Origin of the sequence: Pseudomonas sp. HMWF006 (assembly GCF_003061205.1) — a bacterium.
Classification (GTDB): Bacteria; Pseudomonadota; Gammaproteobacteria; order Pseudomonadales; family Pseudomonadaceae; genus Aquipseudomonas; species Aquipseudomonas monsensis.
This window is the reverse complement of the sequence record NZ_QAIU01000432.1, coordinates 6380-19203: the sequence shown is the minus strand read 5'-3', so window position 1 is coordinate 19203 and position 12824 is coordinate 6380. Positions and strand designations below refer to the sequence as shown.

14 protein-coding genes are annotated in these 12824 nt (G+C 62.2%); 2 read left to right on the top strand and 12 right to left on the bottom strand.

Going from position 1 to position 12824, the window contains the following annotated elements:
* The 10 genes from DBR24_RS18220 to DBR24_RS18175 all read right to left on the bottom strand — a co-directional run.
* Positions 1-827 (bottom strand): tetratricopeptide repeat protein (locus DBR24_RS18220; protein ID WP_256591611.1); only part of this gene is annotated, 827 nt, incomplete at its 3' end.
* Positions 828-1084: 257 nt separating this feature from the next.
* Positions 1085-2590, bottom strand: a complete 1506-nt coding sequence (locus tag DBR24_RS18215) for a YdgA family protein (protein ID WP_128615445.1) — start codon at positions 2588-2590, stop codon at positions 1085-1087.
* Positions 2591-2882: 292 nt separating this feature from the next.
* A complete protein-coding gene (locus DBR24_RS18210; RefSeq protein ID WP_123470404.1) occupies positions 2883-3518 on the bottom strand; it encodes an NADH:ubiquinone oxidoreductase subunit N in 636 nt (211 codons plus the stop codon).
* Between the two features lie 93 nt (positions 3519-3611).
* Positions 3612-5054, bottom strand: a complete 1443-nt coding sequence (locus DBR24_RS18205) for an efflux transporter outer membrane subunit (RefSeq protein WP_128615444.1) — start codon at positions 5052-5054, stop codon at positions 3612-3614.
* On the bottom strand, positions 5051-5938 hold the full coding sequence (locus DBR24_RS18200) for an HlyD family secretion protein (RefSeq protein ID WP_128615443.1): 888 nt from the start codon (positions 5936-5938) through the stop codon (positions 5051-5053). The genes DBR24_RS18205 and DBR24_RS18200 overlap by 4 nt, the downstream gene beginning before the upstream one ends.
* Positions 5935-6144 (bottom strand): DUF1656 domain-containing protein, encoded by a 210-nt coding sequence (locus DBR24_RS18195; protein WP_027611129.1) that lies wholly within the window; start codon positions 6142-6144, stop codon positions 5935-5937. Before DBR24_RS18195 ends, DBR24_RS18200 begins: the two co-directional genes overlap by 4 nt.
* Positions 6141-8204, bottom strand: a complete 2064-nt coding sequence (locus tag DBR24_RS18190) for an FUSC family protein (protein ID WP_123470397.1) — start codon at positions 8202-8204, stop codon at positions 6141-6143. Before DBR24_RS18190 ends, DBR24_RS18195 begins: the two co-directional genes overlap by 4 nt.
* Positions 8201-8629, bottom strand: a complete 429-nt coding sequence (locus DBR24_RS18185) for a MarR family winged helix-turn-helix transcriptional regulator (protein WP_177490613.1) — start codon at positions 8627-8629, stop codon at positions 8201-8203. The genes DBR24_RS18190 and DBR24_RS18185 overlap by 4 nt, the downstream gene beginning before the upstream one ends.
* Before the next feature lie 131 nt (positions 8630-8760).
* Complete coding sequence (locus tag DBR24_RS18180) at positions 8761-9006, bottom strand: DUF2789 domain-containing protein (RefSeq protein WP_123470395.1); 246 nt, start codon at positions 9004-9006, stop codon at positions 8761-8763.
* A gap of 153 nt (positions 9007-9159) precedes the next feature.
* Complete coding sequence (locus tag DBR24_RS18175) at positions 9160-9621, bottom strand: aminoacyl-tRNA deacylase (protein WP_123470393.1); 462 nt, start codon at positions 9619-9621, stop codon at positions 9160-9162.
* A gap of 153 nt (positions 9622-9774) precedes the next feature.
* Here DBR24_RS18175 and DBR24_RS18170 point away from each other — a divergent pair, with 153 nt between their 5' ends.
* Complete coding sequence (locus DBR24_RS18170; RefSeq protein WP_128615442.1) at positions 9775-10326, top strand: NfeD family protein; 552 nt, start codon at positions 9775-9777, stop codon at positions 10324-10326.
* A 2-nt stretch (positions 10327-10328) separates the two neighbouring features.
* Entirely contained in the window at positions 10329-11087 is a 759-nt protein-coding gene (locus DBR24_RS18165; protein WP_003220464.1) for a slipin family protein, read from the top strand.
* A 66-nt stretch (positions 11088-11153) separates the two neighbouring features.
* On the opposite strand, the gene DBR24_RS18160 is transcribed toward DBR24_RS18165, so the two are convergent.
* Together DBR24_RS18160 and DBR24_RS18155 are read right to left on the bottom strand one after the other, a co-directional pair.
* Entirely contained in the window at positions 11154-12098 is a 945-nt protein-coding gene (locus DBR24_RS18160; RefSeq protein ID WP_128615441.1) for a sulfotransferase family protein, read from the bottom strand.
* A complete protein-coding gene (locus DBR24_RS18155) occupies positions 12086-12823 on the bottom strand; it encodes an aspartyl/asparaginyl beta-hydroxylase domain-containing protein (protein ID WP_256591610.1) in 738 nt (245 codons plus the stop codon). Before DBR24_RS18155 ends, DBR24_RS18160 begins: the two co-directional genes overlap by 13 nt.
* Position 12824 lies beyond the last annotated feature (1 nt).

Sequence of the window (12824 nt, the reverse complement as noted above, 5' to 3'; positions counted from 1 at the left end):
AGTTTGTCGTAGTCGGCCAGCGCCCGGTCGGCGATGACGTAGTGCTCTTTCTCACTGCGGGTGGCGAGCTCGGCGAGGCGCACGCGTTCGGCGGCCAGATCGCCTTCGAGGCGACGCAGGATGACCGGATCGATCAGCCCGGGGCGTTGATTGGCCAGGCGCAACGCCGGCTCCGGCAGACGCGCCTTTTGCAGGGCGACCACGTATTCTCGGGCAACTTGCGGCTTGCTGCCGGCGCGGATGAAGGCCTGATCGTATTCGAACAAAGCGTCGTAGGGTTTGTTGTCACGGGTCAGGGCGTACCCCAGTGCCAGACGACGCGCAGGGTCATCGGGTCTGGCCGCCACCAGCGCTTTGGCGCGGGTCACCGCTTCGTCGGGTTTGCCGGCGTCGGCCTGAGTCAGGGCCAGACCGAGTTGCAGATCAGCGTTATCCGGCTCCAGCGCCAGGGCCTTGTTATAGACCTGAGTGGCTTGATCCCAGCGCTTGAGGTTGCGGTAGGCGCGCGCCGTGGCGGTCAGCGCCTGAACCGGCAGGACGCGGTCGCGGCCCTGGGTCTCATAAACCTGCACCACTTCGGCATCGAGACCGGCCCAGCTGGCGATTTGCAGGTGATCGCTGACCTGCCCGGTCGTCGACTGGCCGGGAGGCACCTGACGCAATACCGTCAGTGCAGGCGTGTACTGCCCGGCACGGGCGTCGCGCACCATTTGATCGTAGGGTGTGTCGGCAAACGCCAGTGCCGGCCAGAGCAATTGGCTGCACAGCGCGACACGAAACAATGGGCGTAAACCACGATGTAATACGGGAACATCAATACGCGGCATTCGTCAGCATCCTTACATGGCTAGCCGGGTCGCAATGCCCTCCTTGCCCATTCGTAACGGTGGCCGCGATCAACCACCCACGGCCAAGCTTAGTCAGGCAGTCTTGCACGCAAGCGTAGACCAGGATCCGCAACGCAATAATTGTTCAGAATCGTGCCGGCGATTCCATCGTGGCACCGAAACCCCGAACGCCAGACAGCAAAACGCCCGGCGTCTGCGCAATGCAGAGGCCGGGCGTTTTCATTTAGCGCGCAGTATTACTGCACTTGCGTGACGCCTGCGAATTTGCTCATCAGGAAACCGACGAACTGCTCAACGGTCATTTTCTGGCCGTTGAACTCCACTTGATTGGCGGCGTAATGCAGCTTGGTCACGACGTTGGTGCCATCCACGGTCGCCAACTGCGAACCGACGGCCATGCCGGCAAACATGTCGGCCGCCTCTTTGGACTGATCGACGATCGCTTTGGCGTCGGTCTGGCCATCCAGTTGCGCCTGCACGCTGAGCAGGTCGATCAGCATCGGCTTGGACACCTGGATATTCAGGTCCAGCAGGGCAATCAGTTGCTTGCCCAGCTGATCCGGCGGCAGGTCCATCGACTGCGGCTTGGTCAAGTCGACCACCAGATTGGCGCGGCTCTCACCGTTGGCGGTTTTCAGCGACAGGTTTTCCAGCGCCACTTGCGGCCCGGCGGCCAGCAGTTTCTGCAGGTCGGCTTTGACTTGCGCATTTTCCGCTTCGGTCAGATTCAGCTCGGGAGCCGGCAAGCCGGCTTCGGCAGCTTCGGCGGCGGCTTTTTCATACGGCTGCAGTTTGGTCTGGTAGATCTGCATCAGCGACATGGTCGACGGGATATCGAGGTTTTTCAGGCTCATGGCCATGGCGGCCGAGCCGATTTTCTTGTCGTTGAGGCTGATTTCGCCAATTTTGTAATCGGCGCGGCCCGAGGCATTGCTGCCGCTTTCTTCGGTGAGGTTCTTCATTTCGAAGTTCTTCACGCCGAGCACCGACTGTTGGGTGCCGAAGGTGGTCTTGCTGTTGGTCAGCTCCAGGGTGTTTTCGCCGGTGTAGTAGCCATAGCTGCTCTTGGCGAGGTTGCTGGCCAGGGTCAGACCGTTGAGTTCGATCTGCACGGGCGCCTGATCTTCGGCGACGGTGACCAGTTTCAGGTTGTCCATATAGCCGTCCGCCTTGACCTTCTGTGCCTGGGCACTGGCGGAGATGTTCAGGGTCAGGCCGGAGAACTTCAGGCTGGACTGTTCATCCAGCGCGGTTTCCAGCGGCAGCAGGTCGACGGTGCTGGTGGTGGATTCGTCGTAGCCGATGTTGGTCACGCCTTTGAGCGGTGCAGCGCCCTTGGCGGCGGCGAACCATTTTTCAGTGGCGGCGTTCTTTTCCAGCTCATAGTTGCTGGTGGCCATGACCGGCAGCCATTTCAGCGACACCAGGCGCGAGAACGGCAGCGGGCCGTGCTCGATGTGGTCGACAAACAGCAGCTCGACCGGTTTGTCACCGAACATCTCGCCTTCGCCCTTGAGGCGGTAGTGCGCGGTGCTGGTGAAGGTGTGACGCTCCAGCGACACCAGCTCCAGCGACGCGGTGCCATTGGAGCCGGCCATCGCGGTCTGCAGCTCTTTGTTGGCGTTGGTGACGGCGTTGTTCAGCACGCCTTCGATCTTGGTCCCGGTATACCAGGCCCCGCCGGCGCTGATGGCGCCGATCGCAACAACAATCCCGAGTAGCACGCCTGCTGATTTATTCATGAATGACCTGATCGATTTCCGTGGCTGTGAGTGTGGTTGTCTTCCCTGAACCCGTGATCGGGTCGCGGCTCGACTGCGCTGAATTCAGCGGTGGAGATTAGCACCGGGCACGCGAGGAGGCCCAATGTTTAAAGGTTAAAGAGTGTCTATGGGAATTGTGGACAGTCGACAGGCGGGAAGAGTTTCGGTGTTTTTCAGTCCGCCTTCGCGAGCAAGCTCGCTCCCACAAGGACAACGCTGTACCTGTGGGAGCGAGCTTGCTCGCGAAGGGGCCAGATGATTCAGCAGAGAATCAGGAATACTGAACCTCGATTTCATCGAGTTGATGATCAAAGCTCTTCAGCCGTGCGGTCCAGGTGTACACCAGCACTTCAAAATCCCGGTCGATCACCGCCCCGCCCGGCCCGTCGGCGCGGGGGTCGCAGAAGTCCAGTTGATAGCGCTCACGGGCCATGGCCGTGGCGACATCGGACAATTCCCGGGCGTTGTTCAACCAATGCCAGCCCTCGCCATCAATCTGCTTGTCGAGTTCCAGGCACTGCTTCTTCAGCGCTTCGAGGCTTTTTTCCAGTGGCGTGCCGGTGAGTTCGCCCATGACTTCGGCGAAGGTGCGCCCCGGCTGCCAGTAGCTGCCCCAGAAATACCGGTCGAACACGGTTTCGACCCGACGCAGGGCGACTTTGGTGTCCCAGATCAGCACCAGGGTCCTGCCCTGTTCAAGCTGTCGTTTCTTGACCCGCTGCACCTGCACCGACGCCCACGCCACCACGACGATCGCCATGACCGCGATCAGCGCGGTCGCGCTGTCGAGGAACACCATCGCCTTGTCGATCTGGTGGGCCAGCATGATGCCGTAGAAATAGGTGGCCGAGAGCAGCACCAGCGCTGCGATGGCGCACCAGAAGCCGAGAGCGTAAGGGTTTTTCATTATTGGTTTCCCCTAGACCAGCGCTAGCAATGTGCGCTGAAGGGGCGCTTTGCTCGGGGCGCCCCTCCAACACTTCAAAGCATAGCAACGGCCTCAGGGTTTGCTGGCGGTTGTCGCTTGCGTTCGTCCGCTTTCCCAACCGCCGCCCAGGGCGAGGAACAAATCGATCTGGCTCATCGCGACCTGGGTGTTGGCCGCGGCCAGTTGCGCGGTGACGTCGGTATAAGTACGGGTCGCTTGCAGGTCGGCGAGGAACGACTCGCGCCCGGCCTGGAAGAAGCGATGGGTCTGGTCGGCGGCCAGTTTCGCCGACTGCTCGGCATCGGCCAGCGCATCGCGCCGTTGCAGCAACGCGCTGTACTGGGCCAGACCGGTCTGGGTCTCGCGGATGGCGTTGAGCACCACGCCGTCGAAATGCGCCAGCGCGCCTTGGGTCGAGGCTTCGGCTTCACGAATGCGCGCGCGGGCGCCGTTGGTCGGCACTTTCCAGCTCAACGACGGGCCGAAGCCCCAACGGTTGGTCGACGGATCGCCGAGGTCGGAAACAATGCCGACGGTGCCGATGGTCGCGCCGATGCTGATGTCCGGGTACAACTCGCCCGTGGCGATGCCGATCCCGGCGGTCGCGGCGGCGAGACGACGTTCGGCCTGACGTACATCGGGACGGCGCTTGAGCAGCGCCGCACCGTCGCCGACCGGCACCCGTTGGGCGATTTTTGGCAATTCGGCGCAGGTGGCGGTGCCGGCCGGCAATTGCTCGACCGGTTTGGCCAGCAGCATCGACAAGCGGAACAAACCGGCCTGACGCGCCGCCTCATAGCGCGGCATGTCGGCGCGCAAGGATTTGAATTGGGTTTGCGAACGGGTGACCTGGGTTTCATCGCCACGCCCGGCATCGCGCAGGCGCTGAATCAGCGTGGTGCTCTGCGATTGCAGGTCGAGGGAGTGCTGGGCGATTTCCCGCTCTTCATTGGCGGCGCAGACTTGCGTATAGGCGCGAACCACGTCCGCCACCAGGGTGATGCGCGCGGTGTCGGCCGCCGCTTGCGTGGCATCAGCGTTGGCTTGCGCCGCTTCGATGCCGCGTTGCAGCGTGCCCCACAGGTCGAACTGGTAAGAAGCACTGATGCCGATGTCAGCGACGTTGGCCACCGGCACTTTTTCTGGCAACAGGAACGCCTGACCGGATTCCTGCAAGCGCTGCGCGCCCATCTTCACGCCGCCGCTCCAGCCTCCGGCCGCTTTGGCTTCATCGACCTGCGCACGGGCCCGCGACAGGTTGGCCGCGGCCACGCGCAAATCGGTATTGGAAGCCATGGCCTGCTGCACCAACTGGTCCAGACGCGGGTCTCGATACAAACGCCACCAGTCCGCCGGCACCGGTGCTGAAACCACCGGTTTGCCCTCCACGGCCAATTCGCCCTGAAAGTCCTTGCGCTGCACCGCCGCGTCAGCGGGCAGGTGATAGTCCGGCCCGACCATCTGACAGGCCGAGAGCATCAGGCCCAACCCGGCGATCATCAGGGCCCTGTTCATTGCGCGGGCTCCTGCTTTTGCTCGTCGATGATCGACACGGTCGCGGTGCGGCCGGCGATCATGCGGAAGTCTTCCGGCACATCATCAAAGGCGATACGCACCGGAATCCGCTGCGCCAGGCGCACCCAGCTGAACGCCGGGTTGACGTTGGGCAGCAGGTTGCTGCCGCTGGTGCGGTCACGGTCTTCGATACCGGCGACGATGCTTTCGACATGCCCGCGCAGCTTCGCTTTGTCGCCGATCACACGGATGTCGACAGACTGGCCGACATGGATGCCGTCGAGTTTGGTTTCTTCAAAATAGCCGTCGATGTGGAACGAGTTGCTGTCGACCACCGACAGCACCGGCCGCCCGGCCGTGACGAACTCTTGCGGACGCGGTGCACGGTCGTTGACGTAGCCGTCCACCGGACTGCGGATCACCGAACGGTCGAGGTTGAGCTGGGCGCTGTCCACCGCCACCAGCGCTTCAGCCAGCGCCGATTGCGCACGGGCGACCTTCGACAGGCTTTCTTCCAGCTGTTCGGCCGGCACCAGATTGCCCAGGCCACGGTTACGCTTGGCCTCACGCTGGGCCTGGGCGAGGGTTTCTTCGCGATCGGCAACCGTTGCTTTAGCTTGACGCAGGGCCAGTTTGAAGCGGTCCTGGTCGATGCTGAACAGCACCTGGCCGCGTTTGATCAACTGGTTGTCCTTGACCTCGACCTGCTGGATCAGCCCGGACACGTCCGGGGCGATCTGGATGACGTCGGCACGGATATGGCCGTCGCGGGTCCACGGCGCAAACATGTAATACATCACCATGCGCCAGACGAGAACGACAGCGAAAGTCACGATCAGCAGGGTCAGGACCACGCGACCGATAGTCAGAAACGGTTTTTTCATGTCATCAGGTATCGACTGAGTGAGTCCACGCCGTACAACAGCACGGCGTAGAGAGCCACGTTGAACAATGCCCGGTGCCAGACCAGACGGTAAAAGTGCAGGCGTGTGAGCACGCCGTGCACCAGCAAAAACAACACATAGGTGATGCCCATCAGCACCAGCAGGGTCGGCAGGAAAATGCCGCTGATATCCAGATCACCGATCATAGGGGCGCTCCATCGGGCAGCGGTTCTTCGGCATCGCCGGTGCTGACAAATTCCACGCCGGGCAACAGCGCCAGGCGCAAACCGCTCAAGGCATGCAACAGGTTTAACCGGGTTTCCTCGTCGCCGTGCCCTTTGAGCGCACGGCGCGCGCGGTCCATCGTCATCAATAAAGGACTCGGCGCCGGCAAGCGCTCGCCGGCCTTCAGACAGGCGCGGAAATACTCGCCGACCTCGGCCACCACTTGTTGCAGCAGGACCTGCGGCGCGCCGCTCACGCGTGGGGTGTAGGCCAGCAGATCGAGCAGGTTCAGGCCCACACGCACTTCCCGCATGGCAATGCCGGTGTCCTGACCGGTCATGGCCAGGCGTGGCAAGTGCTGCATCAAGCGGTCGAGCAGTTGCACGCCCAAGTGCCGGTGTTCAGCGAGGTTGGCCGGCTCGGTCATGTGCACGATGTCCTTCCAACTGAAGCGGGTCAGGCGTTTGGCGGCCAGTTCGACGCCGAACGGGCGGGCGATCAGGGTCCAGATAAACGCGAAGAGCAAACCGATGGGGCCGGCCAGGTTGGCGTTCACAAAGGCGAAGAAGTCCGCGTCGTACGCGCCCTGAATGCTGATGAACGACGAGGTGTTGACCAGCGTCAGAAGCATGCCGAGGTAGAACCGCGGCTGTACCGTCAGGGTGCCGACACAGATGAACGGAACCGCAAACGCCAGCACCAGCATCGGAAAGTCGTGCAGGTTCGGCAGAATCAGAAACAGATAGAGGCTGGCGAACAATACCGACATCCCGGTCCAGAAAAAGAACCGGTAGATCTGCGGCGCCGGGTCGTCCATCGAGGCAAAGAAACTGCACGCCACCGCCGCCAGAATCACCGCACTGCCGCCATCCGGCCAGCCGAGCAGGATCCACAGTACCGAGGCGACGATGATCGCCAGAATGGTCGAGGCCACCGAATACAGCATCATCCCGCGATCGAGAAACGGCGTCAGACGCCCGAGGCGCCAGTGTCGGTAAACCGCACGCCAGCTGTCCTGCCGTTCGCAGAGAATCGCGTCCTGCAGGCTGCGGCAGTCCTGCCACAGATCGATGAATTCACCGAGGCGATAAATCGCGTTGGAAAACAGCAATTGCTGGCGGTCTTCCAGCGCCTCGCAGCTTGGCTGCAAGGCCTGAAGCTGATCCTTGAGCGCCTGCCAACGCGCCAGGTCGGCGTCGTTATGGCCGAGCCATTGCTGGGTCGCAGTCAGCAGCGGGGCAAACTTTTCCACCAATTCCGGCGTGCGTCGTTCGAGGGCGTAGAGCGAGTCTTCGAGGGCGTCGATCACTGGCAACAGGTGGATCATCCGCCCGCGCAGCTCCTTGGTGTTGCGCACGGTTTGCGGCCTCGCGCCTTCGTGGGGCAACTGGCCGATCATCAATTCGAGGCTGTTGAAATTGGCGACCATGGCCATGCGCAAGGCCGTGATCTGCTCAGGCTGCACGTCGCGGCCGAGAAATTTCAGGCTGTACGTCGTGGCATCGGCGAACCACTTGCCGACGGCGTCGTTGAACACCGGCGCCAGGCGGCGCGGCCAGAACATCGCGCCGATCACCGCAGCCACGGCGATGCCGAGGAAAATCTCTTCGGTGCGCGCTTCTGCCACGTCCCACACCGCCAGCGGGTTATCCACCGTCGGCAAGGCAATCAGCGGCAAGGTGTAACCGGCGAGCATCAGCGCGTAGTTATTGGCGGTACGCAGGTGCAGCGACAGGAACAGCAAAATCCCCGTCCACAAGGCAATGACCACCACCAGCACATACGGGCTCTGCACGAACATCGGCACGAACAGCACTGCCGCCGCGGCCCCGAGAAAGGTGCCGATGGCGCGGTACAGTGCCTTGGAGCTGGTTGGCCCGAGAAACGGACTGGAAACGATATACACCGTGGCCATCGCCCAATACGGACGTGGCATTTGCATAAGCAAGGCGATGTACAGCGCGATCATCGACGCTGCAAAGGTACGGACCCCGTAAAACCAGTCACGGGCCGGCGGAATGCCAGAGAAAAAACCGTTCAAGACTTGATCACCACAGGCGGATGGGCCACCTCAAAAGCGCGCAGTACCCGAAGCGCAGCCTCCAGATCACTCTGGTCGATGCCTTCGAGCACCTCATGACGCAGGCGCACCAGTTCGGCTTCCACCGCTTGCACCAGCTCGCGGCCGGTATCGGTCAGGCTCAGACATTTGGCCCGACGGTCCTGGACATCTTCGGTGCGGCAGACGTAACCGGAATGGCACAACTGATCGAGCAGACGCACCAGCGACGGACTCTCCATCCCGGCCGCCTGCGCCACTTGCACCTGACGCACGCCCTCACCCAGCCGGCCGATCATCAAGAGCGGCACGGCGCAGGCTTCGGAGATGCCGTAGTTGACCAGCGTGGTCTGGCAGATTTTCCGCCAGTGCCTGGCGGCCACCACCATGGCACTGCTGATGTTCATCTGGAGAGCGTCGAGGGAATTCGGCACGGGGCAATGCACACTGTTAGTTTGCTAACTATCAATATCGCATTGGCAGGGAATTTCAGTCAAGTTTTGAAACAAATGTTCCTTGAAGCGTTTCTGCACATCTCCTACGTATCGCGTCCCTTGCGCAACATCACATCCAGCTGATCTACCACTTCCGCCCAATCGGCATCATCGAGAATCTCGCCACGCAAAAAATCGGCCTGGCTCTTGCTCCAGAAGAACGCGTCCGCCAGGTGCAATTCCGGCTTGAGTGGTGAATGGGTAGCGATGAATTGCTCGATGCTGGTGGGGTCGCTGCGCAGTCCCAGTTGGTCGAACAGGCACGGCAGGCTGTGGATTGGCTGTTCCATGGAGGACTCCTTGAGAAAACAGGTGTGTGGAAGAGCAATCGCGGACAAGCCCGCTCCCACCGTGTTTTCGGGTGAACACACTATTGGTGAACAACCCAATACCTGTGGGAGCCTGGCTTGCCCGCGATAGCGCCAGCCCGAGCGCCGCCAACATTAATGGCTCAACTCTCGTACCTCGGCATGCGGCACCATCTTCAAAAACTCGGGCATGCTCATGTGCAGCAGATAGTTGTGGTTGCCGGCCTCCAGGTAGATGTCTTTCTGCCGGGTCAGCAGCGGGTCGATGACCATGTCCAGGCCATAGGAATCACCCAGCGGTGGCACCGCACCGCGTTCGCAGTCGTCGAAGATGTGCGCCAGATTGCTTTCGCGGGTCAGTTGCCATTCACCGCTGGTGCGCACCTTGCTCAAGTCCAGATGCCGGCTGGCCGGCAGCACGGCCATCAAATAGTGCCCGTGATGGTCGTCGAGGATGACCGATTTCGCCACTCGCTCGGCAGGCACCCCGCTAACCCGCGCGGTCTCCAGGCTGCTGGACGAATGCCGGTGGGCGACGATGTCGTATTCGCAATGCGCCCGGGTCAGGCTGCTTTGCACCTTTCTTGCCATACGCATGATGCACCTCGGTGTTGCGCTGAACGGTTATTGCCGTGTTTTGAGTCTAGTCCGGCGGGCCGCTGGCAGCGGGAAATCCGCTCACTGGACAGCTGCGCACGCTGATCAACATTCGTCCCGCCCCACCCTCAACTAGACTGAAAGAACCAGCCCATGACGCTCGCGGAGGGTCACGTGAACAGCCGATGTTGTACGTTTGCCGTATTACTGCTGCTGAGCGGCTCAGCCCTCGCCGCCGATACGCCGTTGCCGGCCATGAGCCCGGTCGGCCTGTGGCTGATCACCCTCGGCATTGTCTTTCTGATCGCCGAAGCCGCGCTGCCCAACTACGGAGTGATCGGCCTGGGCGGGATCATCATGTTCGTGATCGGCGCACTGATTATGGGCAACGCCGAATTGCCAGTGCCGATGATCATCGGTCTCGGCCTGCTCAGTGCCCTGTTGCTGAGCGCATTGATCGTCCGCGCCCTGAAAACCCGGCCACGTCATGCCGTCAGCGGCGATGCCGGGCTGGTCGGCAGCGTGACGGCGGTGACCACCGTGCAAGCGGAAAACGCCCACAACGGCTGGGTGCAACTGCAGGGCGAACACTGGCAAGTGCGCAGCGCGACACCCCTGCACACCGGGCAATCGGTGCGCGTGGTCGGGCGTAGAGGCTTATTGCTGAAAGTCGCCGCAACTGACGCGGTGCGTCACGGAGAGTGATCATGGGTCTGCAAATCGGTTTTGTCGCGCTGCTGCTGTTGGTGATCGCCCTCGCCGGATCGACGTTCCGCATCCTGCGTGAATACGAACGCGGCGTGGTGTTCCAGCTCGGGCGCTTCTGGCAGGTCAAAGGGCCGGGGCTGATCCTGCTGATTCCGGTGGTGCAGCAAATGGTCCGGGTTGATCTGCGCACCGTTGTTCTCGATGTGCCGCCACAGGACGTGATCACCCGCGATAACGTCTCGGTGAAGGTCAACGCGGTGTTGTATTTCCGCGTGCTCGACCCGCAGAAGGCGATCATTCAGGTCGAGGACTTTCTCTCCGCCACCAGCCAACTGGCCCAGACCACCCTGCGCGCAGTGCTCGGTAAACACGAACTCGATGAACTGCTGGCCGAGCGCGAACAGTTGAACATCGACATCCAGCAAGTGCTCGACGCGCAGACCGACGCGTGGGGCATCAAGGTCGCCAACGTCGAGATCAAGCATGTCGACCTCAACGAGTCGATGGTCCGCGCCATCGCCAAACAGGCCGAAGCCGAACGGGAACGGCGGGCCAAGGTGATCCACGCCGAAGGTGAGTTACAGGCGTCGGAAAAACTCATGCAGGCCGCCGAAATGCTCGGGCGCCAGCCTGGCGCCATGCAATTGCGCTACATGCAGACATTGAGTTCGATTGCCGGCGACAAGAGCTCGACGATTGTCTTCCCGTTGCCGATCGAGTTGCTCAAGGGCATGGCGGATCTGTCGGGAAAATCATGAACAGCAACAGATCGCAGCTTTCGGTAGCGCCTGCAGAGCAGGCATTCCCCCGCAGGCTGCGATCCTTTAAACGCCGCGCATTTTCTCCAAAGCCGCATAGGGTGCACACGCGCAAGCCTGCAACCGCGCCCGCAACAGCGGCGACGCTTCACGCCGTTTGGCCTCGCCATCGGCCACAAAGGCCTGCGCGGGCTGCTTCGCGTGCTGCGCGGCGGCCAGCCATACCTGTTGGCGCTGTTCGGCCGTCAGCTTGAAAAACCGCGCCAAGCGCCCCGCCATCGCATCAGGCAGTTCGCTGTAGTTGACCAGCGCACCCGCCGAGTCACGGCAGTGCACCACACCGGCCTCGAGCAATCGTCCCAGGCGCCGGGCGATGAAGTCCTCGCGTCCCACGAACGGCAAACCGTCTTCGAGCACGCAATCCCCCAGCATGCCCGGCACCATGTGCATCCCGGGACGACGCAGGTGCGAAACGGCAATTTCCACAGGATCGCGATACAGAAACAGCCACGGCGTGTCGGGAAAACAGGCCTGCAACAGCGGCCATTCGCCGATACTCCAGGCATCGAGCTTGATCACCAGCCGTTGCTCGATGCCACGACGCCGCTGTCCATAGGCCGAAAGCAATCCGCAGATGGCCGCGCGCCGTTCGCCGGCCGGCAGGTCGCTGCGCAACAGCGCATCCAGCGGTGGCGGTTCGGACACCACGATGTGATCGTCGAGCCGCGCGAGCATCTGGCTGATCAGCGTCGAACCACAGCGTGAGGCATGCAGAATGAACGCGCTCGGTGCCAGGCCCGGGCTTTGCGCCTGCCAATCGCTGAGCGCCGCCAACGGCGTCTGCCGGCGAAAGGCCTGATTGAACGGTAGCCGCAACGCATCCTCCACCGCCTCGCGGAAAAACGGCTGATGCAACGGCGTGTCCGCGAACCAGCACCAGTCCACCTGCCATTGCCCGGCGACCGGCCAGACGCGGATCGGCAACCAGCCGTCGAAGCTCAGCCGTGCCATTGTTCGTTCCACTGCCGGCGACCATTGCGCATTGCCGCGCGCAGTTCTTCACGGGTCAAGGCCAGCCCCTGGGCAGCAGCCAGTTGCAGGGTGCGCTCGATGAACGTTTCCGGGTCGCCGATGGCCTGCAATGTCGCCGCCAGCTGCGCATCACCGTCGAGCACACGCTGCAATGGTTGCAGCGGCGAATCAGCTGTCTGTGCTGCCGGGGTATCGCGCAAGCCTTCGGCAATCTTTGCCAGGACCCAGGCCGTCGGGCGGCAATCGAGCACCAGATGAATCCTCGCCGAGGCGTCGCGGTTGTCCACGCGATGGGCTCGGGCAAGATCGAGAAACCAGCATTCCCCCACCGTCATCGGTACACGCCGGTCTTCCAGCCAGAAGTCCACAGCGGGTGGGCTGAGCAGCGGAATGTGCAGCCGCAGATCCGCTTGCGGGCCGTCGAGATCGTAGTCGCGGTGTTCGTGAATGCGCCCGCCAGGGCCCAGCCGTAACAGGCGCGCACTGACAATTTCCAGCGACAGCGCATGCAGCCCGCGTTGCCAGCGCTCATCCCGCAACCAGGGCGCACGAGGCACCGACGCAGCCTGCCCGGGAGACAATTCGGTCAGCGCATCGGCTGACGAAATCAGCGCCACGCCGCTCCAGTCGCCGGTGAAATAGTCGCTGTTGAAATGCCCGCGCCAGGCCTGCTCATCAATCGCCGCCAGCGCTTGCAACAACAAC